23 protein-coding genes are annotated in these 25,380 nt (G+C 67.1%); 13 read left to right on the top strand and 10 right to left on the bottom strand.

What is annotated here, in order from left to right; all coding sequences use genetic code 11:
* Positions 1-102: 102 nt before the first annotated feature.
* Complete coding sequence (locus U4Y91_RS20555; RefSeq protein ID WP_321806651.1) at positions 103-1,167, bottom strand: 2,3-butanediol dehydrogenase; 1,065 nt, start codon at positions 1,165-1,167, stop codon at positions 103-105.
* Between the two features lie 565 nt (positions 1,168-1,732).
* Between U4Y91_RS20555 and U4Y91_RS20550 the strand changes: the two genes are divergently transcribed.
* Positions 1,733-2,215 carry a DUF3331 domain-containing protein gene (locus tag U4Y91_RS20550; protein ID WP_321806650.1) on the top strand — a complete coding sequence of 161 codons (483 nt, stop codon included), beginning with the start codon at positions 1,733-1,735 and terminating at the stop codon, positions 2,213-2,215.
* 23 nt (positions 2,216-2,238) lie between these two features.
* Here U4Y91_RS20550 and U4Y91_RS20545 read toward each other — a convergent pair whose 3' ends face one another.
* Complete coding sequence (locus U4Y91_RS20545; protein ID WP_321806614.1) at positions 2,239-3,438, bottom strand: GNAT family N-acetyltransferase; 1,200 nt, start codon at positions 3,436-3,438, stop codon at positions 2,239-2,241.
* 208 nt (positions 3,439-3,646) lie between these two features.
* Between U4Y91_RS20545 and U4Y91_RS20540 the strand changes: the two genes are divergently transcribed.
* Entirely contained in the window at positions 3,647-5,119 is a 1,473-nt protein-coding gene (locus tag U4Y91_RS20540; RefSeq protein ID WP_321806613.1) for a PLP-dependent aminotransferase family protein, read from the top strand.
* Positions 5,120-5,170: 51 nt separating this feature from the next.
* Here U4Y91_RS20540 and U4Y91_RS20535 read toward each other — a convergent pair whose 3' ends face one another.
* Positions 5,171-6,067, bottom strand: a complete 897-nt coding sequence (locus U4Y91_RS20535; protein ID WP_321806612.1) for a LysR substrate-binding domain-containing protein — start codon at positions 6,065-6,067, stop codon at positions 5,171-5,173.
* A 197-nt stretch (positions 6,068-6,264) separates the two neighbouring features.
* Here U4Y91_RS20535 and U4Y91_RS20530 point away from each other — a divergent pair, with 197 nt between their 5' ends.
* The 5 genes from U4Y91_RS20530 to U4Y91_RS20510 all read left to right on the top strand — a co-directional run bounded on the left by U4Y91_RS20530 (position 6,265) and on the right by U4Y91_RS20510 (position 10,392).
* On the top strand, positions 6,265-6,924 hold the full coding sequence (locus tag U4Y91_RS20530) for an RraA family protein (RefSeq protein ID WP_321806611.1): 660 nt from the start codon (positions 6,265-6,267) through the stop codon (positions 6,922-6,924).
* A 28-nt stretch (positions 6,925-6,952) separates the two neighbouring features.
* A complete protein-coding gene (locus tag U4Y91_RS20525) occupies positions 6,953-7,633 on the top strand; it encodes an RraA family protein (RefSeq protein ID WP_321806610.1) in 681 nt (226 codons plus the stop codon).
* Between the two features lie 3 nt (positions 7,634-7,636).
* Complete coding sequence (locus U4Y91_RS20520) at positions 7,637-8,281, top strand: dimethylmenaquinone methyltransferase (RefSeq protein WP_321806609.1); 645 nt, start codon at positions 7,637-7,639, stop codon at positions 8,279-8,281.
* On the top strand, positions 8,278-9,495 hold the full coding sequence (locus tag U4Y91_RS20515; RefSeq protein ID WP_321806608.1) for a pyridoxal phosphate-dependent aminotransferase: 1,218 nt from the start codon (positions 8,278-8,280) through the stop codon (positions 9,493-9,495). The genes U4Y91_RS20520 and U4Y91_RS20515 overlap by 4 nt, the downstream gene beginning before the upstream one ends.
* Before the next feature lie 90 nt (positions 9,496-9,585).
* Entirely contained in the window at positions 9,586-10,392 is an 807-nt protein-coding gene (locus U4Y91_RS20510; RefSeq protein WP_321806607.1) for an alpha/beta hydrolase, read from the top strand.
* 38 nt (positions 10,393-10,430) lie between these two features.
* On the opposite strand, the gene U4Y91_RS20505 is transcribed toward U4Y91_RS20510, so the two are convergent.
* Positions 10,431-11,684: an MFS transporter gene (locus U4Y91_RS20505; RefSeq protein WP_321806606.1), complete on the bottom strand. Its 1,254-nt coding sequence runs from the start codon at positions 11,682-11,684 to the stop codon at positions 10,431-10,433.
* Positions 11,685-11,825: 141 nt separating this feature from the next.
* Here U4Y91_RS20505 and U4Y91_RS20500 point away from each other — a divergent pair, with 141 nt between their 5' ends.
* Positions 11,826-12,701 carry a LysR family transcriptional regulator gene (locus U4Y91_RS20500; protein ID WP_321806605.1) on the top strand — a complete coding sequence of 292 codons (876 nt, stop codon included), beginning with the start codon at positions 11,826-11,828 and terminating at the stop codon, positions 12,699-12,701.
* Positions 12,702-12,944: 243 nt separating this feature from the next.
* On the top strand, positions 12,945-14,546 hold the full coding sequence (locus tag U4Y91_RS20495) for a trypsin-like peptidase domain-containing protein (protein WP_321806649.1): 1,602 nt from the start codon (positions 12,945-12,947) through the stop codon (positions 14,544-14,546).
* 189 nt (positions 14,547-14,735) lie between these two features.
* Here U4Y91_RS20495 and U4Y91_RS20490 read toward each other — a convergent pair whose 3' ends face one another.
* Complete coding sequence (locus U4Y91_RS20490; RefSeq protein ID WP_321806604.1) at positions 14,736-15,683, bottom strand: GlxA family transcriptional regulator; 948 nt, start codon at positions 15,681-15,683, stop codon at positions 14,736-14,738.
* 511 nt (positions 15,684-16,194) lie between these two features.
* Between U4Y91_RS20490 and U4Y91_RS20485 the strand changes: the two genes are divergently transcribed.
* The 3 genes from U4Y91_RS20485 to U4Y91_RS20475 all read left to right on the top strand — a co-directional run bounded on the left by U4Y91_RS20485 (position 16,195) and on the right by U4Y91_RS20475 (position 18,754).
* A complete protein-coding gene (locus U4Y91_RS20485; protein WP_321806603.1) occupies positions 16,195-17,280 on the top strand; it encodes a helix-turn-helix domain-containing protein in 1,086 nt (361 codons plus the stop codon).
* A 360-nt stretch (positions 17,281-17,640) separates the two neighbouring features.
* The gene (locus tag U4Y91_RS20480; protein WP_321806602.1) at positions 17,641-18,243 is read left to right on the top strand and encodes a J domain-containing protein; all 603 of its coding nucleotides are present in this window, start codon (positions 17,641-17,643) and stop codon (positions 18,241-18,243) included.
* Positions 18,244-18,376: 133 nt separating this feature from the next.
* On the top strand, positions 18,377-18,754 hold the full coding sequence (locus U4Y91_RS20475; protein WP_321806601.1) for a hypothetical protein: 378 nt from the start codon (positions 18,377-18,379) through the stop codon (positions 18,752-18,754).
* A 226-nt stretch (positions 18,755-18,980) separates the two neighbouring features.
* Here U4Y91_RS20475 and U4Y91_RS20470 read toward each other — a convergent pair whose 3' ends face one another.
* The gene (locus tag U4Y91_RS20470) at positions 18,981-20,279 is read right to left on the bottom strand and encodes a TAXI family TRAP transporter solute-binding subunit (RefSeq protein WP_321806648.1); all 1,299 of its coding nucleotides are present in this window, start codon (positions 20,277-20,279) and stop codon (positions 18,981-18,983) included.
* A 294-nt stretch (positions 20,280-20,573) separates the two neighbouring features.
* Here U4Y91_RS20470 and U4Y91_RS20465 point away from each other — a divergent pair, with 294 nt between their 5' ends.
* Positions 20,574-21,785, top strand: coding sequence for a multidrug effflux MFS transporter (locus tag U4Y91_RS20465; RefSeq protein ID WP_321806600.1), 1,212 nt, complete (start codon positions 20,574-20,576; stop codon positions 21,783-21,785).
* A gap of 141 nt (positions 21,786-21,926) precedes the next feature.
* Here the strand turns inward: U4Y91_RS20465 and U4Y91_RS20460 are convergent, their stop codons facing one another.
* The 4 genes from U4Y91_RS20460 to U4Y91_RS20445 all read right to left on the bottom strand — a co-directional run bounded on the left by U4Y91_RS20460 (position 21,927) and on the right by U4Y91_RS20445 (position 25,248).
* Positions 21,927-22,625 (bottom strand): fumarylacetoacetate hydrolase family protein, encoded by a 699-nt coding sequence (locus U4Y91_RS20460; protein ID WP_321806599.1) that lies wholly within the window; start codon positions 22,623-22,625, stop codon positions 21,927-21,929.
* A gap of 129 nt (positions 22,626-22,754) precedes the next feature.
* Complete coding sequence (locus U4Y91_RS20455; protein ID WP_321806598.1) at positions 22,755-23,696, bottom strand: helix-turn-helix transcriptional regulator; 942 nt, start codon at positions 23,694-23,696, stop codon at positions 22,755-22,757.
* A gap of 136 nt (positions 23,697-23,832) precedes the next feature.
* A complete protein-coding gene (locus U4Y91_RS20450) occupies positions 23,833-24,615 on the bottom strand; it encodes a YkgJ family cysteine cluster protein (RefSeq protein ID WP_321806597.1) in 783 nt (260 codons plus the stop codon).
* Between the two features lie 33 nt (positions 24,616-24,648).
* Positions 24,649-25,248 (bottom strand): uracil-DNA glycosylase family protein, encoded by a 600-nt coding sequence (locus U4Y91_RS20445; protein ID WP_321806596.1) that lies wholly within the window; start codon positions 25,246-25,248, stop codon positions 24,649-24,651.
* Positions 25,249-25,380: the final 132 nt, after the last annotated feature.

The raw sequence follows: 25,380 nt of genomic DNA, 5'->3' as shown, positions 1-25,380 counted from the left end.
GCCGGGGGCGGGGCCGCGCCAGGGATGCCCCGGGGCTGCCCCGGGACCGTTCGGCGCCGCGTCCGGCCGCCGAGCGGCCGTCATCGCCCGGTCAACGGTTCGTCAGGCGGCCGCGGGCTGGACGATGATCTTCACGTTCCGGTCCTTGTGGTTGACCAGCTCCTCGAAGCCGTGCGTGACGATGTCGCCGAGCGTGATCCGGCCGGTGATCAGCGGCTGCACGTCGATGCGGCCGTCCGCGATGAAGCGGATCACGTCCGCGAATTCGCCGTTGTAAGCGAGCGAGCCGATCACTTCCTTCTCGGTCGACACGATGTCGAAGAAGTTGAACGACGTCGGCTCCTCGAAGATGCCGACCATCACCGACTTGCCGGCCTTGCGGATCACGTCGATCGCGAGCTGCGCGGTGGCCGTGTGCCCGATGCACTCGAACGACACGTCGGCGCCGTAGCCGCCCGTCAGCGCCTTGACTTCCGCGACCGCGTCGGACGCCTTCGGATCGATCACGATCGTCGCGCCGACCTCCAGCGCCTTCTGCTTGCGCGCGGCCGACATTTCCAGCGCGATCACGCGCCCGGCGCCCGCGGCCTTCGCGCACATGATCGTGCACAGGCCGATCGTGCCGGCGCCGACCACGACGACGGTCTGGCCGACGATGTTGCCGGCCTTCTTCACCGCATGCAGCCCGACCGCGAGCGGCTCGATCAGCGCGCCGGCCTCCGTCGGGAAGTTGTCGGGCAACTTGTACAGCAGCTCGGCCGGCACGTTCACGAATTCGGCGAACGCGCCGTTGTTCATCAGCCCGGTGAACGCGAGGTTCTCGCAGATGTTGTACAGCCCGTGCCGGCAATACCAGCAGGTGCCGCAATGCTGGCATGCGTCGGCCGTCACGCGCTCGCCGACCGCGAAGCCCGTCACGCCCGCGCCGAGCGCCGCGATCTCGCCGCTGAACTCGTGGCCGAGGATGCACTGGCCCTTCAGGCCCGTCAGCGGGTGCGGTGCGTCGACGGGAATGAACACGGGCCCGGCGACGTACTCGTGCAGGTCGGAGCCGCAGATCCCGCACCAGTGCACGCGGATCTGGACCCAGCCGGCCGGCGGATGCGCCGGAACGGGAACCTCTTCGACGCGGATGTCGTGGCGGCCATGCCAGACGGCGGCCTTCATGCTGGGAGCGGTGTTCGATGCCGGTGTACTCACGTTGCTGTCTCCGTCAGGTTGTCGTCGGACGCGCGGCCCCAGGGGGCCGGTTCGTCCGTCGCGCGATTGCGCGAGCGACCGACATGCAGGAACGGGGCCAGCGTGAATCGGCGCTCGGGTGGCGAAGGCGCCGGGCGGGCAGTGTGCGATGCAGCAGGCCGCGTTGCATTGACATCAGCCGGGGCCGAGCGAATCACACGCGAAATTTGCTGCGATTGCGACGGGACGCGGCGGGTGAGACGCCGCGACATTCGTCTCAGCCGTTTGAGACGAAACGCGAGACGCGCGGTTCGGTCGTGGGCGTCGTAGCCGTGGCCGTTGCGGTCCATTGTGGCGATCAGCGAAACGCATCGTTGCGCATGTTTCCCCTTTACTTGAAGTTAACTTCAATTTGTATCATCTGCGGCAATGTCCGATCGCCATGCGTGCATGGTGGTTGCACCGGAGGCGGGGTGCATGACCGAATCGGTCGTTGCTGCCGTGCGAACGGCCGAGCGCGGCTCGTCTCAATCTTCACGGAATGTCGTCAAGCATGCCAAACGTTATCGAATGCCTGATCTGCGAGTACGTGTCGTACCACATGCTGGTAGCCGACGAGCGGGACGCGATACCGTTACCGGCAGACGTCGGGATGGCCCGGCCATCGGAGCGTGCCGATCGCGCGCCGTCTCCGGAGCCTGTCGCACCGGGCGTTTCACCGTTGCGGCCGCAACTGTTCGTGTCGGTTCTGGAGGCGGGCGACGACGGCTTGCTGGTGCGCTGGAGCGAAAGCGGGCGCTGCCATTACGGCGAGCAACGCTGGCGCTTGCGCGTCGCGTTGCAGGCGGGCCGCTGCGCGATCTCCGGGCAGGCGATCGAGCCGGGCGAACCGGTGTACCGTCCGGTGCGGCGGCCGGTGCCAGTCAACGGCGACGAGATGATCCACCCCGCGTCGGTGCCGCCTGCGGCTGGAGCCGCGTGTCACGCGGCACCAGCCTGCGGCGAGGCGACGGATCCGGTTGATGCCTTGGGCTGAGCGCGACCCGTTGCACTCTCGCGTTACTTGAGATCCTTCCGGTACTGGATGAACCCCGCGTTGTTCGCGAGCTTGTCGTACAGCGCGCGGGCGGTCGTGTTGGTTTCGTGCGTGAGCCAGTACACGCGGCTTGCGCCGGCTTCGCGGGCCCGCTCGTACATGGCTTCGATCAGTGCGCCGCCCGCGCCTTGCCCGCGGGCGTCCGCCGCCGTGAACAGGTCTTGCAGATAGCAGTACGGCCCTTCGGTCCAGCACGAGCGGTGATAGATCGCGTGCACGATGCCGACCAGCGTACCCGACGCGTCGAAGGCGCCGAGCACGAACATCGGTTCGGCGGGATCCATCAGGCGCGCCCAAGTCGTCGCGAACACGGCGTCGCTCAGCGCGGTCTCGTAGAAGGTCTGGTAGCCCTGCCACAGCGGGCGCCACGCGGCTTCGTCGGCGGCCACGAGCGGCCGGACCGTGACGCGCGTCGCGTCGTTCGCGCGGCCGGCCGCGTCGCGCGCACGCGCCTGCGCGTGGCGGATCGCGACGAGCGCCTCGCGCTGCGTACCGCTGGCGTCGAAGTTCTCCGGCGCGAGCCAGGCTTCGAACGCGGCGCGCACGTCCGGCCATTCGCCGTCGATGATCGAGAACCACGCGGTATCGCGGTTGCGGCCCTTGTAGATGATCGCCTGCCGGAACGTGCCTTCGTAACGGAAGCCGAGCCGCGCGGCCGCCTTGCGCGACGGTTCGTTGAGGTCGTCGCACTTCCATTCGTAGCGCCGGTAGCCGAGCGTTTCGAACGCGTACTTCATCAGCAGGTACTGCGCTTCGGTCGAAATCGGCGTGCGCTTGAGCAGCGGCGAGAAGGTGACGGAACCGACCTCGATCACGCCGTTGGCCGGGTCGATGCGCATCAGCGCGAGCGTGCCGACGGCGCGGTTCGTCGCGCGGTCGATCACCGTGTAGTGCAGTGGATCGGCGCTCGCCGCCGCGCCACGCGCGTAGTCGCGGTAGCCCGACTCGTCGGCGTACGGCCCGTGCGCGAGATAGGTCCAGTCGCTGTCGTCCGGCGCCTGCGCGTACGCGGCGTACAGGTCGGCGGCATGGCGGTCGGCGTCGAGCGGTTCGAGGCGGCAATAGCGGCCCTCGAGCACGACGCGCGCCGGTCGCGGGCGCGCGGACCAGTCGGGAACGGGGTGGCCGATGGGCTGCTGGAAGTCGTTGGTGAGCGTGGACAAGGTCGATCTCGCTTCGGTTGGCGGCCGGCGACATGCCGGCATGCAGACGATCGTAGTCCCGGCGAGGTACCATGAGAAGCGCCAGCCGACAGCAAATTTATGGTGCCACGAAGGTGCTGCCGAGGCGCCACGAACGCGCCGCGCCGGTGCCATGCCGGCGCCGCGATCGACGCGCCATGCCCCGAGGCTTCCACACCGCGATATCCCGATGACGACTGCCTTTCCTTCCGGCGACGCACCGCTGTTGCCGCTCGACGCGCCGCTCGCGCGCACGGCCGGCGCGCCTTCGTTGCAGCGGCAACTGCTGCGCCGCGTGCGCGACGCGATTCTCGGCGGCGCGATGCCGGCCGGCACGCGGCTGCCCGGCACGCGCGCGCTGGCCGAGACGCTCGGCGTGTCGCGCAACACGACGGCGGCGGTCTACGAGCAGCTCGTCGCCGAAGGCTTCCTGCAATCCGATCGCCGCGGCACGCGCGTGGTCGGCCTGTCGCGGCCGGCCGCGCCGCGCCGGCGGGCCGCACCGCCGGCCGTCGCGCAGCGGCTCGGCCGGATCCGCCCGAGCCTGATCGGCGCCGGCGAGTCGGAAGGCTTCCGGCCGGGCGTGCCCGCGCTGTCGCATTTCCCGGTGGATGCATGGAGGCATGCGATCGACCGCGCGCTGCGCCGCGCCGGCCGCGACCTGCTCGCGTATGGCGACCCGCTCGGCGAACGCGCGCTGCGCGAGTCGATCGCGCGCCACCTGGCCGTGACGCGCGGCGTGCGCTGCGATCCCGAGCAGATCGTGATCACCGAAGGCGCGCAGGGCGCGATCGCGCTGTGCGCGCAGTTGCTGACGAACCCCGGCGACACGGTCTGGGTCGAGGAGCCCGGCTATCGCGGCGCGCGCACCGCGATGCAGGCGGCCGATCTCGACGTCGTGCCGATGCCGGTCGACGCGGAGGGGCTGCGCGCGGCAGACACGGACTGGCGCGAACGGACGCCCCGGCTCGTCTACACCACGCCGTCGAACCAGTTTCCGACCGGCGCGGTGCTGTCGATCTCGCGCCGGCTCGCGCTGATCGACGCCGCACGCCGGCATCGCGCGTGGATCATCGAGGACGATTACGACAGCGAGTTTCGGCATACCGGCGAGCCGATCGGCGCGTTGCACGGGCTTGCGGCCGATTCGCCGGTCGTCTATCTCGGTTCGTTCAGCAAGACGATGTTTCCGGCCTTGCGGATCGGCTTTCTCGTGCTGCCCGACGCGCTGCTGGCCGCGGTGCGGCCGGCGTTGCCGGAGATGCTGCGCGGCGGGACGCGCCATGTGCAGCTCGCGCTCGCCGATTTCATCGAGACGGGGGAGTACGGGCGCCATCTCGGACGGATGCGGCGGCTGTATCGCGACCGGCGGCGCTCGCTGCTCGCCGCGCTGGACGACGCGTTCACCGTGCCGCATCAGGTCGAGGGCGGGCCGTGCGGGCTGCATCTGGCGTTGCGGTTGCCGGCCCGGTATCGCGACCGCGCGATCGTCGAAGCGGCGCGCGCGCACGGGATCGGGCCGTTCCCGCTGTCGGGGTTCTCGATTCACGCGACGTCGCCGGCCAACGGGCTCGTGCTCGGGTTCGGCAATACGTCGGCCGATGCGTTCGCGCCGATGCTGCGGACGTTGTCGACGATCGCGCATCGGGTCGCGGGCGAGTGACCCGGCGCGCGGGTGACGCCGCCCGGGAAGCGGCACGATTGCCGCGCGTCGTTACTTTTTCAGCATGTCGAGCACGGCATCGACCATCGGATGATGCCGGTTCGTATTCCAGACAGCGGCCGCCGTCACGACCATGACCTTTTCCTTCAACGGCCGCACGACGACGTTCTCCGGCGCGAGCTTGCGGGTCGACGCAGGCACCAGCGCCACGCCCTGACCGCAGCCGACATACGCGATCTGCGACGTGACCGACCGTACCTCGTGAATCACGCGCGGCATCAGCCCGTGCGTGCGGCAGACGGACGTCAGCATGTCGAAGTAGACGGGGCTGACCTGTCGCGACGACATGATCAACTGCTCATCCATCAACGCGCGCAGCCGCACCCTCGGCATGGCCGCCAGCGGATGGTCCTTCGGCAGCGCGACGGCCAGCCGGACCTCGGCCAGCGGCATCGTCGCGATGCCGTTCGCCACCTCGCCATCGACGCGTGCAAAGGCGAGATCAAGCTCGCCGGCCTCCAGGGCCGGAATCGCGTCGACGCTGTCGATCTCGTTGACGAACACGGTCAGGTTCGGATGCGCGCGCTTGAGCGCGTCCAGTAGCGGCGGCACCGTGTCGAGCATCGCGGACGTGATCGCGCCGACGTGCAGCACGCCCGACTGGCCGGCCGCGACCTCGCGCACGACACGCTGCAGCCGCTCGGCCTGGCCGGCGAATTGCCGGACGGCCGGCAGGATCGCGGCGCCCGCCGGGCTCAGTTGGGTTCCCTGCCGCGAGCGGTAGAACAACTGGATCCTGAGCGACTGCTCCAGTACCTTGATCTGCTCGGTCAACGGCGGTTGCGACATGTTCAGCCGCTTCGCCGCGCGCCCGAAATGCTGCTCCTCGGCGACGGCGAGAAACATCCAGAGTTGCCGAATCAGCCGGTAGTCGATCGTGTTGCTCATGGCGGGTATGCCCGGAGTGAAGCAGCGCGGAAAATGCCGCGGGGAGGGCGGCGCGGCGCGACATGGTGGCTGCCGGCCGCGCGCGATGTGAGGTTTTTCGTATTCCGGAAATCGTATCACGCAGATATGAAATACGAAATTTACTTGTCACGCTGCCGAAGCGACGATGGCTGCACTTGTCAACGGGAATCAGCATGATGAACCAGCCTTCCTTGCTCGAGCGCCTTGCGTCGCTCGACACCAATACCGTATCCGACGCGCTCGACTTTCTCGGCATGCCTGGCGCAACGGTCGGCCTGCGTCCACTGTGGAACTGCCCGAAGATCGTCGGGCGTGCCAGCACCATTCAGCTCGGACCGAAGACGGATGCCAGGCCGACCGTGCATCTCATTTCGCCGGTCGTCGACGCGGTCGCCACCGACGATCGCGTGCTGGTGATCGCCGGTGGCACGGACGGAATTTCCTGCTGGGGCGACATCCTGGCCAACGCGGCGACCGCGAAGCGGATTCGCGGCTCGGTGATCGACGGCCTGAGCCGCGACATCGACGGTAGCGAATCGATCGGTTATCCGGTGTACGGGCGCGGCGTCACGATGATCAGCGCGCGCAACCGCGTGATCCAGATCGATTCCGGCACACCGGTGCAGATGGCCGGTGTGACTGTCCATCAGGACGATTACGTGATCGCCGACCGATGCGGCACGGTGTTCATACCGGCGGGGTGCATCGAGGACGTGCTCGATCTCGGCGAGCGTATCGCGAAGCGACAGGATGGGATGGTCGCCGCCGTGCGTGCCGGCCGCCCGGTCGCGGACGTGATGCACGACAAGGAATTCGAAGCCATCGCGGTGCGCTGACCGCTCATCCTTCTAGCGGAGTTTTGATATGACGGATCCCAACAAGGCCACGGCGGAAGACCAGGAACTGGTCGCGCTGTTCGAAGGGCTCGACACGCCGGGCGTGTCGGACGCGATGGACAAGCTCGGGCTGCACGGGCAGGCGCTCGGCATCATGCCGTTGGCCAACTACACGAAGGTCGTCGTCGGCCCCGCCTTCACGGTCAAGTACGTGCCGGCGAGCGTGCCGCCCGGCACCGTCGGCGACTTCATCGACGACGTCGCGCCAGGCGACGTCGTCGTGATCGACAACGACGGCCGGACCGACTGCACGGTATGGGGCGACATCATGACCCAGTACGCGGGGCTGCGCGGCATCGCGGGCACCGTGATCGATGGCGTGTGCCGCGACGTCAACAAGGCACTGGGCGACGACTATCCGTTGTTCACCGCAGGGCGCTTCATGCGGACCGGCAAGGATCGCGTGCAGGTCGAATCGGTAAATACGACGGTCGCAATCGGCACTGTGCGCGTGGCGGCGCGCGACATCGTCGTCGCGGATGCGAACGGTGTCGTGATCGTGCCCCGCGGTCGAGCGCGCGAAGTTGCACAGGTTGCTCGCCGGATCGAAGAAGTCGAATCGCACATCCGCGAACAGATCGCACAGGGCAAGACGCTCGGCGAGGCGCGTGCGGCGCTGGGCTATCACACACTGCAAAGCAAGGCCTGAACGATGAACCCGATCGAGACTTATGAGCCTGCGCTGCTGGAGCAGGCGCGCAAACTCGGCACCTCCACGCTGTTCGAGGCCTCGGGCCTGTCCACCAGCGCCGTCGATCCGGCGATCCGCACGGTGTGGCCCGGCGCGTCGGTCGCCGGTCCTGCCTTTCCGCTCGAATGCTCGCCGGGCGACAACCTGTCGATTCATATCGCGATGGAGCAGGTGCCGCGCGGCAGCGTGCTCGTCATCTCGACGGGCGGCTTCGTCGCCGGTTACTGGGGCGAGGTGCTGACTGTCGCCGCCGAGGCGGCCGGCGTGGCGGGGCTGGTCATCGACGGTGGCGTGCGCGATATCGCGGCGCTGACCGCACGGCGCTTTCCGGTATTCACGCGCGGCATTTCCATGCGCGGCACGATCAAGGCGAGCACGCCGTCGGTCGGACAGCCGATCAGCTTCGCGGGAACGCCCGTAGCCGCCGGCGATCTGGTCGTGGCCGACGACGACGGCGTGCTGGTGATACCAGTTGCATATGTCGAGACGACGCTGGCCCAAGGGCAGGCGCGTGCTGACAAGGAAGCGCAAATGATGGACGCATTGCGCGCAGGGCGCAGCACGCTCGAGCTGATGGGTCTGACGAACTGGAGGAACGCTCAATGAGCGCACCGATCGATACGCTGAACCGCTTCCTCGCAGCCGCGCGTCCGTCGGCGACCTACAAGGTGATGGATCGTGTGGCCGCCCGGCGCGCGAGCGGTGCCGCGGTGATTTCGCTGAGCGCCGGCGAGCCGGATTTCGACACGCCGGAACACGTGCGGGAAGCGGGCATCGCCGCGATCCGCGCGGGCCACACGCGCTACACGCAGGTGGCAGGGCTGCGTGCGCTGCGCGAGGCGATTGCCGAGAAGTTCCGGCGCGAGAACGGCCTCGACGTGGACTGGCGCGATACGCTCGTGTGCAGCGGCGGCAAGCAGGTGATCTTCAATGCACTGGCCGCGACGCTGAACGAGGGCGACGAAGTCGTCGTCCCCGCGCCGTACTGGGTCAGCTATCCGGAGATCGTGCAGCTGTGCGGCGGCCGCTCCATCACCGTCCCCTGCGGCGCGGAAAGCGGCTTCAAGCTCACACCGGACGCGCTGCAGGCGGCGATCACGCCGCGCACGCGATGGCTGATCCTGAACTCGCCGTCGAACCCGACCGGCGCGGTGTATAGCCGTGCGGAGCTGAAGGCGCTCGCCGAGGTGCTGCTCGCGCATCCGCACGTGCTGGTGCTGTCCGACGATATCTACGAGCACCTGATTTTCGATGGCATAGAATTCTTCACGATCGCCCAGGTCGAGCCGCGCCTGCGCGAACGCGTGCTGACGATGAACGGTGTGTCGAAGGCCTATGCGATGACGGGCTGGCGCATCGGTTTCGGTACCGGGCCGCGCTGGCTGATCGACGCGATGGAGAAGTTGCAGGGGCAACAAACGTCCGGCGCGTCGACGATCTCGCAGCACGCGGCGCTGGCCGCGCTGACAGGGCCGCAGGACTTCATCGCGCATTCGCGTGTCGCGTTCGAGCGGCGGCGCGATCTGTTCGTCGAACAACTGAACCAGGCGCCGGGCTTGCGCTGCGATGTTCCGCAGGGCGCGTTCTATGCGTTCGCGTCGTGCGAGGGGGTGATCGGCAAGACGACCCGTGCGGGCGTGCAACTGGCGAGCGACGAGGATGTGGTGAATGCGTTGCTCGACGAAGCCGGCGTGGCCACCGTGCACGGGAGCGCTTTCGGGCTCGGCCCGTACATCCGGATCGCTTACGCGCTCGACGACAAGTCGTTGCTGCGTGCGTGCACCGCGATCCAGGATTTCTGCCGGATGCTGACGGCCTGAGCGTCGTTGCCCGGCGTCTGCCATTCCACCCCGGTCGACCCTGTCGCGCCGGGGCGGGCGCTACACCATCCTTACCCGGAATTCGATTAGATGAATGATGAGTTTTCCCAATCGCGTCTGTCGTTCGCCGTCGACGGCACCGAACTGGATGTGTCGGCCATTCATCGCGGCGGCGAGCACGCGCCCGTCGTGTTTCTCCACGGCTTCGGCTCGACCAAGGAGGATTACGCGGACATCGTGCGCCATCGCGAATTCGACGGCCGGCCTTTCGTTGCATACGATGCGCCGGGCTGCGGTGAAACGCGTTGCGCGGATCAGTCGAAGATATCGATTCCGTTTCTCGTCGAGACGGCGCTGAACGTGATCGACCGCATGGGCTTCGATCGATTCCATCTCGTCGGCCATTCGATGGGCGGGCTGACGTCGTTGATGCTCGCACATCTGTATCCGCGGCGCGTGCTGAGCTTCGTCGACATCGAGGGGAACATCGCGCCCGAGGATTGTTTCCTGAGCCGGCAGATCGTCGACCATCCGCGCGACAGCGCCGAGCGGTTCTTCGACGATTTCATCGACCGCACCCGTCGCGCGCCGGCCTACGCGAGCGCGCTGTACTCGGCGAGCCTGCGTCACAAGGTGCGGGCCGAAGCGGTCGGGGCGATCTTCCGCTCGATGGTCGACCTGTCCGACAACGGCGACCTGATGCGCAAATTCCTCGGCCTGCCGTTTCCCAGGATGTTCATGTACGGCGCGCAGAACGCGTCGCTGTCGTACCTGAGCGCGATCGAGGCGCACGGTGTCGTTCTGTCGGAAATCCCGGATTGCGGGCATTTCCCGATGTACTCGAATCCGGTGCTGATGTGGAAGGCGATCGCGAAGTTCCATGCGCGCGTGCGCTGACGCGATGCATGTGGTGGCGGCGCATGTCGTGGAGGCGGTTACCGCACGCGTTCCGCGCGAATGATCCGGTGCGCCGCCGCCAGGCCGAGCACGAGCAGCACCGCGACATACGCGACGACCGCGCTCCACGCACCGTGTTGCCAGAACGAGCCGCCGATGGAGCCCAGCACGCTCGACCCGAGGTAATAGGCCAGCAGGTAGAGCGACGCGGCGTGCCCCTTCGCGGAACCGGCGAGATGCCCGACCCAGCCGCTCGCGACCGCATGGGCGACGAAGAAGCCGATCGTGATCAGCACGATCCCGACGATGATCGCGACGAGCGAATGCGACAGCGTCAGCGCGAGGCCGGCCGCGAACACGAGCATGCCGCTGACGAGGACGGGCGTGCGCCCGAGACGATCGGCGAGCGCACCGGCGCTCGACGAAGACACCATCCCGAACAAATAGGCGCCGAAGATCAGCCCGCATGCGGTCGCGCTCAGGTTGAACGGCGCGGCCGTCAGCCGGAACCCGGCGTAGTTGTAGACGGTCACGAACGCGCCCATCACGAGGAAGCCGATCGCGAACACGAACGGCAGCCGCGCGTGATGCAGCTGCGCGTTCCACAGCCGCAGATGGTGACGCAGCGTCAGGTCGGTGCGCTTCACGAAGCGTCGCGACTGCGGCAGCAGCATCACGAACGCGACCGCCGCGACGAGGTCGACCACGCCGATCGTCAGCATCGCGGTGCGCCACGAGAAATACTCTTCGAGCGCGCTCATCCCGATCCGCCCGATCATGCCGCCGAACGCGGTGCCGCCGACGTAGAGTCCCATCGACAGGCCCAGCCCGTCGGCGGCGATTTCCTCGGCGAGATAGGCCATCGCCACCGCCGGGACACCGCCGAGCGCGAACCCTTCGAGCGCGCGCCAGAGCAGCAGCAGGTTCCAGTTCGGCGAAATCGCGGCGAGCAGGTTGAACAGCGCGGCCAGCGTCATCGACGAGAACATCAGCCCGCGTCGTCCGACGCGTTCGGACAGCGCGCCGGCGCACAGGATGGAGACCGCCAGCAGCCCGGTCGACAGCGACAGGGACAGCGAGCTCGACGCCGCGCCGATGTGGAACTCGCGTGCGAACGCGGGCAGCAGCGGCTGCACGCAGTACAGCAGCGAGAAGGTGGAAAAGCCGGCGAGGAACAGCGCCAGCGCGATGCGCTTGTAGGCTGCCGAGCGCGGCGACACGCCGGCAGGCAGCGCATCCGGCGCGGCGTTCGCGGCGCGAGTCGTGGCGGGTGACATTGCAGGAGTGGACATGACAGGTACCCGATGGGTCAGGGAATGCCCGAATTCTTGCGCACGCTCATGTATATGTCCAATATATGAAATGAACCGTAGCGATACGTTTTGCGACTGGCTCGAAAGCCGCTTCCATCTACCCCGGGATCACATCAACGCATGGAACTTCGGCATCTCCGATACTTTCTGGCCGTGGCGGCCACGTCCAACTTCACGAAGGCCGCGGAAACGCTCGGCATGGGACAGCCGCCGCTCAGCCAGCAGATCAAGGCGCTCGAGAACGAACTCGGCGTGGCGTTGTTCAAGCGGACTGCGCGCGGCGCCGAATTGACCGTGGCGGGAGAGGTATTCGCGGAAGAGGCACGGCGCGTGCTCGACGACGCGGAGCGCGCGGCGCGGGCGGCAAGACGGGCGGCGCGCGGGGAGATCGGGCAATTGCGGGTCGGGTTCACCGGGACGGCGGCCTTCAATTCGAAAGTAGCGGACCTGATTCGCCGCTTTCGCGAAGCGTTTCCCGATACGGATCTGACGTTGCAGGAGGCGACCTCCGGCGTGCTGCTCGACGCGCTGGCGGCCGGGCGGCTCGACGTCGCGATCGTGCGTCCGGAGCGCCGCATCGCGGACACGCTGCTGGCAGCGGACTGGGACGAGGAGCCGATGTTCGTCGCGATGCCGGTCGCACATCGGCTCGCGCAGCGGCGTCGGATCGATCTGGCGGAGTTGGCCGACGAGGCGTTCGTGCAGGTGCCGCGCGAAGCGGGCAGCGCGCTGTTCGACGACATCGTCGCCGCGTGCAATGCCGCCGGCTTCCAACCGCGCATGGCGCAGCCCGCGCCGCAAATCGCATCGGCGGTGACGCTCGTCGCGGCCGGGCTCGGCGTGTCGATCGTGCCGAAGGCGATCACGCAGGTGCAGGTCGCGGGCGTCGTGTATCGGCAGGTCGCGGGCAACGGGCTGCGCGCGAGGCTCGCGATTGCGTCGCGGCGCGACGATCCGTCGGCGGTGGTGCGCAATTTTCTGGCGCTGGCCTGGTAACGCGGGACGCATTTCGTCGCGCCTCGCCGCCGCGTCGGGGGAATGTTCCGATTGACGGACCGCGAACTTTGTCCGGAACGAACGCTGTCGCGGTTCCGCCGCTGCCCGACCATCCGGCATGCGGGTTTCGATTCGTATGTTCCGGATGTGGCGTGGACTATAAATGGAGGGGTGTACCGGTGCTTGTCGGGCGTCCGCGCGTCTCGCGCGGGTCGGCGCCGCGACTGCCGGGGGAGGTGCACCGTGGTTCGCCTGACGCTTGCTCGCGCCGTGCTTCGCACCGCGTTGATCGGGGGCGTATTCGCCCTGGTTTTGGCGGCGCCGCCGGCCGTTGCCGGGACCGTCGCGCCGCCCGCCACGCCACCGGTGATGAAGAACAGGCCCGCCGCGCGGTCTTACTCGATGCCGGTCGACTTCTCGGCGATCGTCGATCGCTACGGCCCGGCGATCGTGACCATCATGACTGCGGCGACCGACCAGCAGACCGGCGGGCCGTCCTTCGTTTACCTCGATCCCGACGATCCGCTTTCCGCGTTCTTCCGCCGCGGCGCGCCGCTGCCGCCTGCGCAAGGCACGCAGGCGCCTGCGCCTGATACGTCGCCGCGCGCGATCGCGGGCATCGGCTCGGGCTTCATCGTCGGCGCCGACGGGGTGATCCTGACTTCCGCGCACGTCGTCGCCGATGCGACCGACGTGACGGTGCGACTGGCCGATCGTCGAGAGTTGAAGGCGACGGTGGTGACCGTCGATCCGCAGAGCGACGTCGCCGTGCTGCACATCGACGCGACAAAGCTGCCGGTCGTGCATATCGGCGATTCGTCGCGGGTGCGTGCCGGCGAACCGGTGATGACGATCGGCGCGCCGGACGGCTCGGGCAACACGGTCACGGCCGGCATCGTCAGCGCGACGTCGCATGCGCTGCCGGACGGCAGCGCGTTTCCGTTCTTCCAGACCGATATCGCGGTGAACCCCGACAACTCGGGCGGCCCCGTGTTCAACCGCGCGGGCGACGTGATCGGCATCGCGGTGCAGGTCTATACGGACGCCGACCGCTATGCGAGCACGACGTTCGCCATTCCGATCGCGCTCGCCATCAAGGTGCGTGCGCAGGTGCAGGCGCAGATGCGGGCCAATGCGCAGGCGGCGCAGCGCGCGTCGTCCGGCAATGCGCTGGGCGTCGATGTGCAGGATGTCGGCGTCGGGCTGGCCGCGGCGTTCGGCCTGCCGCGTCCGGCGGGCGCGCTCGTCAACGGCGTCGATGCCGGCTCGCCCGCCGCCGCGGCCGGCGTGAAGCCCGGTGACGTGATCGTGAAGTTCGGCGGCAAGCCGATCGGACGGTCGGCCGAGCTGAACGACCTGGCCGCCGCGTTGCCGCCCGGCGGAAAGGCGCCGCTGCGGCTGATCCGCAACCGCACGCCGATGACGCTGACGGTCACGGGAGCGGGAGCGGGAGCGGGAGCGGCGGCCGGCGACGCGATCGACAACGTGGCCGCGACGGGCAGCAGTGCGGGCAGCGCGGGCACGGTCGGCGCGGCCGGTGCCGCCGGCGTGGCGATGGCCGCCGCACGGCCGGCAGACACCGGCGATCGGCTCGGGTTGACGATGCATCCGCTGAGCGACGCCGAACGGCGTTCGACCGGGCTCGCGGTCGGGATGATGGTGGATGCGGTGCACGGGCCGGCCGCGAGCGCGGGCATCCGGCCGGGAGACGTCGTGCTCGAACTCAACGACACGCTGCTCGAAACGCCGGACGACGTGCAGGCGCTCGAAGCGAAAGGCGGCGTGATCGCCGTGCTGATTCAGCGCGAGAACGCTCGCAAGTTCGTGTCGGTGCGGGCGCGGTAGGGTGTTGACGGGGGCGCGGGGCAGACCCGCGGTGCTCCGTCGATTCGTCATGTGGACGATGCAGCGCATCCGACGGCTTGACCGGAAACGGCGAACAGGTTGTGACGCGCTTCATGGGCGCCCCTGATCGCGACGACGCGCAACGCGTGGCACCGGAATCGAGCACACCTCGGCTGATGTGCGTTGCACTCACGCCATGCCCGTGGTCGCATCGTTACGCATGCGATATTCAGTCGGCGTTGTCGACAGGTATTTCCGGAACAGCCTCGCCAGTTGTGCGCCACTGTTGATGCCACAGCGACGCGCGACCTTGTCGACCGGCAAGCTCGATTCCACCAGCATCCTGCAGCTCATGTTCAAGCGCGCGCGTTGCAGATAGTCGGATGGCGTCATGCCGATCTCGCTCTTGAACCTTCTCAGGAAGTTGCGCTCGCTCATGGCCGCAACTTGCGCCGCAGCATCGATCGAGACGGGCCGGTCGACGTTTGCCTCCAGCCAGCGCGCGGATGCCGTGATCTGCTCGCTCACACGTGGCGCGTTGCTCGCCGCAACGAACGCATCCGACGGTGCAGGCGCCGGCATCGCCAGAGACCCGGACACTTGCCGCGCGAGCTCCCCGCCCAAATCGTCTTCGACGACGCGCAACGCAATGCGAATGGCATCAGGCTCGCCGCCCGGCGACCTGGCGGCATGCATGTCGGGAGTGTCGTTGGCTGCACGAAATCCGCTCGGAAGACCGGCCGCATCCAGAAGCAGCTTTCCGTCAGCGATCGGATGAACGGTTTCGCATAGCGGATGCTGGCGGCGCAGCCAACTGATCAGCCGCTTGTCACGACAGGCCGCATGATCAGCCGCTCCGCCGGCGACGAACATGATCTGCTTGCCTTCCACGCGCCGCCGCGAATCGATGCTTTCCGTCCAGACGAAGACCGATGAAGAGGCGGCAATTCGGCCGCCAGCAGCGGACACCAGCGATACGTCATAGCGCGCCTCGCCGGACGGACGAGCTGTGGTCAGCGCACTTGCCTTATGAAAAATCTCGATGATCGCCGCGACGTCGTGCAGTGCGAATCCGTTGGACAGCACAATGTCGACTCGCGTCGGCGCCCATGCGGCGGGCTTCTGCGAGCGAGACATGGTGGAGTGCTCCGATTCCATCGGTGATTCCCCAAGGATGTTGTTGACCGGCAGCGGCCCGCTTCGGGCTCTGCAACTCGAAGCCGTTGACGCATGCCTTACAGGCGGCCCTCGGCAACCATCGCGTGGCCGGATTCGACAGCCTGTGGCTGCCTGAAACAGGTAAGCACCCACGGACATGCGGCCCCGAGAATTCTAGGAAGGGCGGTCGGGGCGGCTTGACACTCCGTCTCAAAAAAACGGAACTTCTATCGGATGCGCAGGGCCCGGTCGGATTGCCGGAAGCACGAGCGATCAGGCCCGCCTTCGCGCAGGTGGAGAAATCGCGATTCGCAAACGATTGCTTGATGCTGAAGAAGTGGGAGGAGGGGCGCCGTGTGCTACGGCAAAGCACGTACTGGTATGCTTCGCGTGCTGCACTAGCGCGTTCCGGGCGAGCTATTGGATCAATATGGCGTTCAGGAGTGCTGGGCGGATCAAAGCCGGACGAAAATCAGCGAAGAGCGCCGCATTGAACGACGACCCACTACACACTGCGATACCGCCAGGCCGCCTGTTGTTGCCGCCGGAGCAGCCGGTGCTCGCGCCCGGCATCGTGCACAGCAGTTTCAGCGTTCAAGGCGACGCCCGTCGAAGCTTGCTGGCCTGGCAAGAGCGCATGAGTCCTGTCTACGACATACTGCCCTCGTCAAAGCAAGCTGAGGATACGTTCGATGCATCGATGTCCCGTTACACGATCGACAATCTGAGCATCTTCGACTTTCGCACGGGGCCGAACCTGGCCGTGCGATCGTTGGGGCGGGTTTCGACCGAGAGCGTGCGGGACATCACGTTCAGCATATTCCTTGAAGGGCCACCGGCGCAGTTCCTGGGCGGCAAACCACGGTCCGACACGCCGCACGTGCCGCACGTGCCAAGTATCCTCGCCCTGGACATGGATCAGCCGTGCACGATCCGGAGTTTTCATGGCCGGATACTTCTCCTTTTTGTGCCGCGCGCACTGGTGGAAAAGTCATTCCCTGATGCGGCCTCGCTGCATGGCCGCTGGATTCACGCTACCGATCCTCTGACGCGCATGCTGATCGAGCATGTGGTGGCGCTCAAGAAAACCATCGTCGGACTGAGCAAGGAGGAGGCGCATCGGTCCTTTCTCACCGCGGTGGAGCTGATCGTTGCAGCCTTCTGCCGCCAGGCGGGTCTTGCCGGCAATGCCCGAGCGGCGGTACGCGCTGCTGTATACGGGCAAGTGCGGCGGCACGTCGAGGCACATCTGCATGATCCGAATTTGTCGCCTGACAGTGTGTTGGCGTCGCTACATCTCTCACGCGCCAGCGTGTACCGCATATTCGAGCATGAAGGGGGCCTGGCCGCTTATATCCGCAACCGCAGGCTGCGAATGGCAGCCGATGAACTGGTGCGCTTTCCCCATGTGGAGGTACAGGACGTTGCCTCGGGGTTGGGCTTCAATGATGCGTCAAGCTTTACACGTGCATTCCGTCGCGCCTTCGACATCTCGCCACGGGAATTGCACGAGTACGCGCCGTTGCTCCAGCATGGAGATACAAAACGGGAGCGCTTCACGAAGAGGCAGGGTTGAACGGATTGGCTCGTCGGCTGCGACGAACCTGGCCGGCAGCATGTGTTTCGATAGCCGCTCGAAAGCGGCCACTGACTTCGGCCATCGGGGTGAACGATTGCTGCATGACTCGGCGCTGCTTCGGGAGATTACGGCGCATGAAGCGCCCGCCGTCAGCCTGCATGCTCATTCGGACACTCGAGCGACCGCTCCAGTCGGCAAACGGCCGTTCCGACGAGAACGATTCAGATCTCGTCATCTGCCAAAGCGCGGCTGACCTGCACTCAGGGTGTCCAGAACCTGGTGAATTCTCAACCCGACGGATGGGCGCTGCGGCGACATGCTACGATCAACGCGATCCGACTTTCATTCCGACGCACCATGACGACAATGTATGAATTGCTCGGTGTGTGCGAGAACGCCACCGACGAGGAAATCAAGCGCGGCTACCGAAAAGCAGCGATGAAAGCGCATCCCGACCGCAACGTCGGGTGCGAAGCGGACGCGCATGCGCGATTCCAGGAGATCAAGGAGGCATACGCGATTCTCTCGGACCCGCAACTGCGCCGCGTCTATGACACCGTTTACGCAGAGGAAATGCTCCGTCACGCACGGCTTCGCGAAGAAGAGGAGCGCTTGAAGGCAGAGCGCGAAGCGGAATATGCGCGGTTCGTGGCATTGGCGATGCGCTTCGCCGAGCAAGGGCAGAACCGCGACGTCGTGTTCGGTGTTCTGCTCGGCCGTGATTGCGATGTTCAACTCGCCGAGCGCATTGCCGGCAGCGTGGTCGAGCTGCATGCGTCGCGCCAGCCGGGCGCATCGCAGGACGGGCAGCGTGATGAGCAGATGCCGCAATGCGACGAGGGGGCGACACAGGCGGCATCGGCGCAGGCGCCAAAGAGCGACGCGCGAAGGAGTGACGAACACGCGCATACGGACTTTTTCAGCGCTCTGTGGCACGGCGTGTTCGGGCTGCGCCAGTGAGTCCTGGTGGGTGACCGGTTTTGCGAACGCGGAACTCGACCGCGGTCGGTGCCATCTTCGGGGGAGGTTCTTCGATCGACTGCTGCATTTTTGACGTGACACAGCGTCTGTGGAAACACAGTTGAGGCGTCAATTGAAAATCCTTCCGACACAAACAGACAAAGCCAGTCTTTCCGCCCTTGGGAAGGAAGCGTGCGCGATGCTCATGTGGCGCGATTATGCGGGATTGGCCGATCAGTTCGGTTATGCCCTCGCGCACGGTCGCGAGCTCGCAGCAGCCATTGAAGCCGACTTCATAGCCGCCGCCGCGTCGCCTTTTAACGAGGTTCTCGAAGAGAACCCTTCAATTGTGCTCACCTATTTCAAACCTAACAGCACGGGATTGTTTGCGGCTGTGGATTGCACCGTTGCAATAGGCGATGCGGCCTGTGTCTTTTTGAGTCTTGTTATTACAGGGAAGGGAGAAGAAAAATACGTAACCTTAGAGGACGTTTGTGGCGTCGCGTCGTAGCCCTGGCAATCTGAAAATCTTGAATGGACTGCTGTCCGTTCCCGGTAGCCCGATCAGGATTGACGGCTGTCGGCCAGTAGCGGAAGTTCGTCGCAGCCGAAGACCTGTCGTTGGAATGGCTGCTTTACATCCGTGACCAGCCGCGAGGCCAATTCACACAACTCGGCCTGAAACCCGGGGCAGGTCAGCGCGCCTGAAATGCCTGACTTCCACTTGCGGCGAAGTGCTATCGGCTCGCCGGTTCGCGCGCCGTCTCGCCAAGGTGAACACGCACAAAGCCGACATGCTCGCGAAGCACATAGAGGGCGTCCGCATAGGCCAGCGGCATGCGCAACGTATTGAGGGACTCGTCGATCTTGTCGAGCTCCTGAAGGAGCGCCTGTCCGTCACCTACCGACGCGTGATCCAGCGCGCGACGCTCGATCGCGATCAATGCGCCGTAGTACCGATAGAGGCGCGACTTCACGCGCCAGTTGTAAATTGCGGGGATCAACCTCAATGCTGGGAACACCAGAAAGGCGATCGGCAATACGACGACCAGCAGGCGGTCTGCAATGCTGGCGAGCCAGAAGGGCATCGTGCGATAGAGAAAGCTTTTGCCGGACTTGTAATAGCGCGCGGCGTCCTTGCTGATCGGGTATTCGCGTTCGGTCGGGTTCGGAAATTGCCCGGCGTGCTGCAGGAGCCCCGGCATGCTATGCACTTCCTGGGCAGCTTCGATAATGAGATCCGAAATGGCCGGATGCAGGTTCGACCGGGCCACGATTTCGACGGTTGGGCTGATCAGGCGCACCGTGTCGGGCGGTATCCGGTGTCGCAGATCGAACACGCCCGCCGGCAGGTCGATTTCGTCGAGATAGGGAAAGAGTCGCGTATACGTGCTGGCATCCCGGAAATCCAGCAGCGAGATACCTGGAGTGCGATACAGCTTCAAAATCAACGCGCGCGTGGCCGAGTCGCCGCTGAACACGGCTGCATCGATCCTCCCCGCCGCCAGTTCCGTGGCGGCCTGCGTGCCGTCCAACGGCAGGAATTCCGTCGCGCCGCCCGGTTCGATGCCGTTGGCGGCAAGCAGCTTGAGAGTAAGCTTGCGCGTGCCGCTGCCCTCGCGGCCGACTGCAATCTTCTTGCCTTCCAGCTGCAATAGCTGCGTCAGGCCCTTGCCCCGGTAGAAGATCACCGACGGAATATAGAAGACGCTGCCAAGGGATACGAGCTTCGACGCGGCGAATCCGTCCGATACGCCGCCTTGCACCAGCGCGACGTCAACCTGCCCTTTCGGGTCCAGCAGGCGTTGCAGGTTCTGGACTGAGCCCTCGGATTCAAGCACGTTGAGCGTGACGCCGTTGCGCGCGAGGATCTTCTTGTATTCTTCGGCCGTTTGCAGAAATGCGCTGTCGTGAGAGCCTGCGCTCATCGTGATCGATTTTGGCGGAGCCGGGTTCGCGACCCAGACAATCACCACGACCGCCAATGCAATGACGAGGGCAATCGACGCGACCATCAACGCGACGTCGCCCCACATCGAATGGCGGTGGCGCAATCGGAGTTGAAGCTGCTTAGGGAGCAGGCGAAATCGTTTCATGAGACGCCGTCCGTAGAGCCTGATTATCAGATCAATGCCATCATGCCAAATTTCGGCAAAAAGCTGCAACCAACCCGGCGTGAACGCAAGACCGTTGGAATCCGAGAACGGCCGTTGGCGTCCCTGCGACCTGAGTGACGGCAATGGGTCGACAAACGACCTCCCCGGAAATCCACGAAGAACGTTTTTTTGCATTGCGCACGTCCACGCGACGCGTGCGCGGAGGGCACCCGCTTGCAACCAAACCTGCCGATCGCTTCCGAACCGGCTGCACCGCGACACGCGACGCTGATCCTGCTGTGCGCGTTCTCGGTGCTGCCGTTGGGCCTGTTCCTGCCGTCGCTGCCGGCGATCGCGCGCGACCTGCACGCTGACTATGCGCTCGTCGCGCTGTCGCTCGGCGGCTACGCGGCGGTCGCTGCGTCGCTCGAGTTCGTGATGGGGCCGCTGTCGGACCGGTTCGGGCGGCGGCCGATCATGCTGACGAGCCTCGGCATCTTCACGCTCGGGTCGCTCGGCTGCGCGATGGCGACCGATATCCGCGGGTTCCTCGCCTGCCGGCTGATGCAGGCTGCGATCACGTCGGTCTATCCGGTGTCGATGGCGACGCTGCGCGACACCGCGGGCGGCGCGCGTGCGGCGAGCCGGATCGGCTATGCGGCGATGGCGGCCGCGTTCGCGCCGATGATCGGCCCGACGCTCGGGGGCGTGCTCGATCAGACGGTCGGCTGGCGCGCGAGCTTCTGGCTGCTCGGTGCGGCCGGCATCGTGCTGCTCGGCTGGTGCGCGTTCGAGCTCGCGGAGACTCATACGAAGCGCGCCACGACGCTTGCACAGCAGCTTCGCGCGTATCCCGCGCTGCTGCGTGCGCGACGCTTCTGGGCCTATGCGATTTGCATGGCGTTTTCGACCGGCGCGTTCTACGCGTTCCTGGCCGGCGCGCCGCTCGCCGCGCAAACGGTGTTCCGCATTCCGCCCGCGGAAATCGGCTTCTACATGGGGACGATCACGGCCGGCTTCGTATGCGGCAGCTTTCTGGCCGCGCGTTGCGCGCACTGCTATCCGCTCGCCACGACGATCCTGTGCGGCCGCATCGTCGCCTGCATGGGGCCGGCGATCGCACTCGCGCTGTGGTTCGGCGGTGCGACGCATGCGATCGCATGGTTCGGCCCATGCGTGCTGATCGGCATCGGCAACGGGCTGTCGAATCCGGGCGCACATGCGGGCGCGATGTCGGTGCGGCCGGAACTGGCCGGCAGCGCATCGGGGCTGGCCGGCGCGATGACGATCGCGGGCGGGGCCGTGCTGTCGTCGTTGACGGGGGCAGTGCTGACCGTCGGCAACGTCGGTCGTGCGCCGCTGGTCATGATGCTGCTGTCCACGGCGATCGCGCTGGCGGCCGCGGTGTGCGTACGAATCTTCGACGGCCGCGAACGGGGCGCGTGATCGACGCGACAGGATCGGTATGCCGATCCGGCGCGATGCGATCGCGGCCCGGATCGGCAAGGAGCGATACGACCCGACCCGACCCGACCCGACCCGACGGCCGTCGGACCGACTGCGCGTCGCGTGCGCCCGCACGATGCCTTACGGCTTCGCCCCCATCACGAACTCGAACGTCGCGACACCATCGACGCCACCCGTCACCCGGTCGCCCGGCTGCAGCGCGCCGACGCCGGCCGGCGTGCCGGTGAAGATCAGGTCGCCGGCCTTCAGCTCGACCGAGCGCGACACGTACGCGATCACGTCCGGCACCGCCCAGATCATGTCGGCGAGATCGCCTTGCTGGCGCGTTTCACCATTGACCGCGAGCCAGATCCGGCCGCTTGCCGGATGGCCGGTCGCGGTCGCCGCGTGCAGCGCGGTCACGGGGCCCGACGCGTCGAAGCCCTTCGCCCAGTCCCACGGCCGGCTCAGCTTCTTCGCTTCGGCCTGCAGGTCGCGGCGCGTGAGGTCGACGCCGACGCCGTAGCCCCACACGTGCAACAGCGCATCGGCCGGGTCGATCGACCGGCCGTCCTTGCCGATCGCGACGACCAGCTCGATTTCATGATGGAGGTCGCCGGTCAGCGGCGGATACGGGACGGTGCCGGCGGCCGGGACGATCGCGTCGGCCGGCTTCGTGAAGAAGAACGGCGGTTCACGGTCGGGATCGGCGCCCATTTCGCGCGCGTGGTCGGCGTAGTTGCGGCCGACGCAGAACACGCGGCGCACCGGAAAGCGCGCGGACGACTGTTCGACTTCGACGGAAGGACGCTCGGAAGCGTCGATGACGTATGCGGACATCGGATGGCCTCGTTCGATGAAAAGACGGATGCCGTTGCCCGCGCAATGCGCCGCGGGCCGGCATGCATGGAACGATACCCGACGCATGCGCGCCGGGATGCGACGCAACTGCGCTTTAACCGGACAAATCTACGCGTCGCCGGCCGCCGGCGCTGCATCGGCGGCCGGCAGCGCGGCGTTCGCATCCCGGTACGCCTTCGGCGACACGCCGACCCGCGCGCGGAAACGCCGCGCGAAATACCCTTCGTCGCGGAAGCCGACCGAGCGCGCGATGTCGGCGATGCGCCGGCTCGTATGCGCGAGCAGCGACTGCGCGAGCGCGATCCGGCGCTCGGTCACGAGATCGGTGAAGGTGCTGCCGGTTTCCTTGCGCACCAGGTGCGCGAGGTAGTTCGGCGACAGGAACGCGGCCTCGGCGGTGGCCGCGAGCGTCAGGTCCTCGCGGGTCAGGTTCGCGCGCACGTGGCGCAGCACGCGCGCGAGGGCGTCGCGCCGGCCCGCGCGCTGGGCGCCGCGCTGCGCGAGCTTGTCGAGCGCGCCCGCGTACTGCGTGCAGACGAGGCCGATCAGCTGCAGCAGGTAGCCGCGCAGCAACGTGGTCGAGCCGAAGGTGCGCACGCGGTCGGCATCGAGCATGCACAGCGCGAGGCGGCGCGCCTCGTCGAACGCGTCGCCGGTCAGGATGAAGTCGAGATGTTCCTGGAAGCGGAACGGCGTCAGCTCCGGAAAGCGCTGCGCGGGGACATCCTCGAGATCGAGCGGATCGACGTCGAGATCGGCGCGCAGGAACGCCTGGCTGAAGTTGATGACGATGAAGTGCGCGCCTTCCGGATGCGGAATCAGGTGCTCGCGGTGCGGCAGCACGAACGCGAGCGCGCCGCGCGGAAACGGCCGCGTGACGCCGCCGATCCGCTGCTCGGTGTCGCCGCCGAGGTTGAACTGGATCTGGAAATACGCGTGCCGGTGCGGCTCGGTGATCGCCTGGCGCGACGCCTGGTCGCGGATGTAGAAGTCGAGCCGGTCGCTGCGTTCGGGCATCCCGTACAGGCGCGGCGGGGCGGTGGAGGGCATGAAGGATTCTGCTGTTCGTGACGCGGTTGAGCCGCGATGGTACAGCGAACCGGGCGCGGCCGGAATCCGCGGGCCGATCCGCGCAGGCCGGCCGGGCGGGCCGCGTGGGGGCGCGCCCCGCCCGGCGACAGGGCAATCAGGCGGCCGGATGGAAGCCCAGGTAGCGGCAGCGCGTGCCGGCCTCGTCGGTGGCGAGCCGGCTGGATGCGCCGACCGAGCGGAGCGTGTCGGCGGTCGCGGTGCGATTCGTGAGCAGCGTCCATGCCGTCGGCGCCGGCTCGGCGGCCGCCGTCGCGCGCGCATCGTCGAGCGCGCTCAGCGCGGCCAGCAGCGCGTCGGCGGACGGCGCGTGAATCGCGAAGCCTTCGTTCGCGACGGCTGCCGTATCGATGCCGAGCGCCGCGCACAGTCGCGCGCGCAGCGGCGTCTCGGCCACGCTCGTCTCCCGTGCGCGCGCGATGTTCTCGCGTGTGAGCGCATCGACGATCGTGCCGCCGCGGGTGAGCGGCGCCTGCTGCCATGCGTCGGCCGGGCACTGCTTGCCGTCCGGCACCAGCGGTACGAACGGATTGACCTCGGCCGGGTAGATCCGGCACACCAGCGGCCGTTCGTCGTAGATCGCGCAGCGCAGGTCGTCGCGCAGGTTCGGGCACGGCCCGGCATGGGACGCGGTGAGCAGGGTGGTGACGCGTACCGGCAGCGTGCCGCTGAACGCGGGCGACGAACGTGCCCGCTTGTATGCGGCGAACGCGTCGTCGGGGGCCGGTTCGACGGGCCACGGCATGGCGTCGCACAACAGTTCCACGTGGCCGCCGCGCCGCAGCCATGCCGTGGCCTCGGCGACGGTCAGCGGAATGCGCAGGTCGTGGCAGCAGCGGCCGCAGCCGGTGCATGAAAAGTCGATGTCGTTCTGATTCATTTCGATAGGGAGCAGGGGTGCGGCCAGCTTGCGTCAGTCGGCGATCAGCGGTGCGACGCGGCGGCGCAGTTCCGGCACGACCTCGGCATCGAACCACGGATGGTGCTTGAACCATGCCTGGTTGCGCGGCGACGGATGCGGCAGCGGCAGCACGTCGGGGCCATAGTCGCGCCACGCGTGCACGGTGTCGGTCAGCGTCGCCTTGCGCGTGTCGCGCAGGAAATGCCGCTGCGCGTACTGGCCGATCAGCAGCGTCAGCCGGATCGACGGCAATTCGGCGAGCAGCCGGTCGATCCACAGTGGTGCACATTCGGGACGCGGCGGGTTGTCGCCGCTCGCGCCGCGGCCGGGGTAGCAGAAACCCATCGGCACGATCGCGAAGCGGGTCTCGTCGTAGAACGTGTCGGCGTCGACACCGAGCCAGCCGCGCAGCCGCTTGCCGCTGGCATCGTCCCACGGGATGCCGCTCGCATGGACGCGGGCGCCGGGCGCCTGCCCGACGATCAGGATGCGGGCGTCGCGATGGGCGCGCACGACGGGGCGCGGGCCGAGCGGCAGGTCGGCTTCGCAGGCGCGGCACGCGCGGATTTCGGTGAGCAGCACGTCGAGCGGCGTGCGCGTTCGTTTCGGCATCGATTCTGAACGGGGACGGACTGGCGGCGCGGATGCAAACGCGTCCATGCGGCGCGGCGAGCCGGAGCGGACCGGCGCATCGCGTCAGGCATTTCGCGGGGCGCGGCGTGGTGCTGCGCGGCGGCTCCGGCA

This window comes from Burkholderia sp. BCC1993, from assembly GCF_905339865.1.
Classification (GTDB): domain Bacteria; phylum Pseudomonadota; class Gammaproteobacteria; order Burkholderiales; family Burkholderiaceae; genus Burkholderia.
The sequence above is the reverse complement of the archived record's forward strand: the minus strand, read 5'-3'. Positions and strand labels throughout refer to the sequence as shown.

Coding starts and splice junctions, on each gene's coding strand:
- U4Y91_RS20510 (WP_321806607.1), top strand. CDS start 9,586: ATGAATGATGAGTTTTCCCAATCGCGTCTGTCGTTCGCCGTCGACGGC.
- U4Y91_RS20500 (WP_321806605.1), top strand. CDS start 11,826: ATGGAACTTCGGCATCTCCGATACTTTCTGGCCGTGGCGGCCACGTCC.
- U4Y91_RS20480 (WP_321806602.1), top strand. CDS start 17,641: ATGACGACAATGTATGAATTGCTCGGTGTGTGCGAGAACGCCACCGAC.
- U4Y91_RS20460 (WP_321806599.1), bottom strand. CDS start 22,625: ATGTCCGCATACGTCATCGACGCTTCCGAGCGTCCTTCCGTCGAAGTC.
- U4Y91_RS20450 (WP_321806597.1), bottom strand. CDS start 24,615: ATGAATCAGAACGACATCGACTTTTCATGCACCGGCTGCGGCCGCTGC.
- U4Y91_RS20540 (WP_321806613.1), top strand. CDS start 3,647: ATGACGACTGCCTTTCCTTCCGGCGACGCACCGCTGTTGCCGCTCGAC.
- U4Y91_RS20515 (WP_321806608.1), top strand. CDS start 8,278: ATGAGCGCACCGATCGATACGCTGAACCGCTTCCTCGCAGCCGCGCGT.
- U4Y91_RS20520 (WP_321806609.1), top strand. CDS start 7,637: ATGAACCCGATCGAGACTTATGAGCCTGCGCTGCTGGAGCAGGCGCGC.
- U4Y91_RS20550 (WP_321806650.1), top strand. CDS start 1,733: ATGCCAAACGTTATCGAATGCCTGATCTGCGAGTACGTGTCGTACCAC.
- U4Y91_RS20530 (WP_321806611.1), top strand. CDS start 6,265: ATGAACCAGCCTTCCTTGCTCGAGCGCCTTGCGTCGCTCGACACCAAT.
- U4Y91_RS20455 (WP_321806598.1), bottom strand. CDS start 23,696: ATGCCCTCCACCGCCCCGCCGCGCCTGTACGGGATGCCCGAACGCAGC.
- U4Y91_RS20525 (WP_321806610.1), top strand. CDS start 6,953: ATGACGGATCCCAACAAGGCCACGGCGGAAGACCAGGAACTGGTCGCG.
- U4Y91_RS20470 (WP_321806648.1), bottom strand. CDS start 20,279: ATGTGGGGCGACGTCGCGTTGATGGTCGCGTCGATTGCCCTCGTCATT.
- U4Y91_RS20490 (WP_321806604.1), bottom strand. CDS start 15,683: ATGTCTCGCTCGCAGAAGCCCGCCGCATGGGCGCCGACGCGAGTCGAC.
- U4Y91_RS20505 (WP_321806606.1), bottom strand. CDS start 11,684: ATGTCCACTCCTGCAATGTCACCCGCCACGACTCGCGCCGCGAACGCC.
- U4Y91_RS20555 (WP_321806651.1), bottom strand. CDS start 1,167: ATGAAGGCCGCCGTCTGGCATGGCCGCCACGACATCCGCGTCGAAGAG.
- U4Y91_RS20535 (WP_321806612.1), bottom strand. CDS start 6,067: ATGAGCAACACGATCGACTACCGGCTGATTCGGCAACTCTGGATGTTT.
- U4Y91_RS20445 (WP_321806596.1), bottom strand. CDS start 25,248: ATGCCGAAACGAACGCGCACGCCGCTCGACGTGCTGCTCACCGAAATC.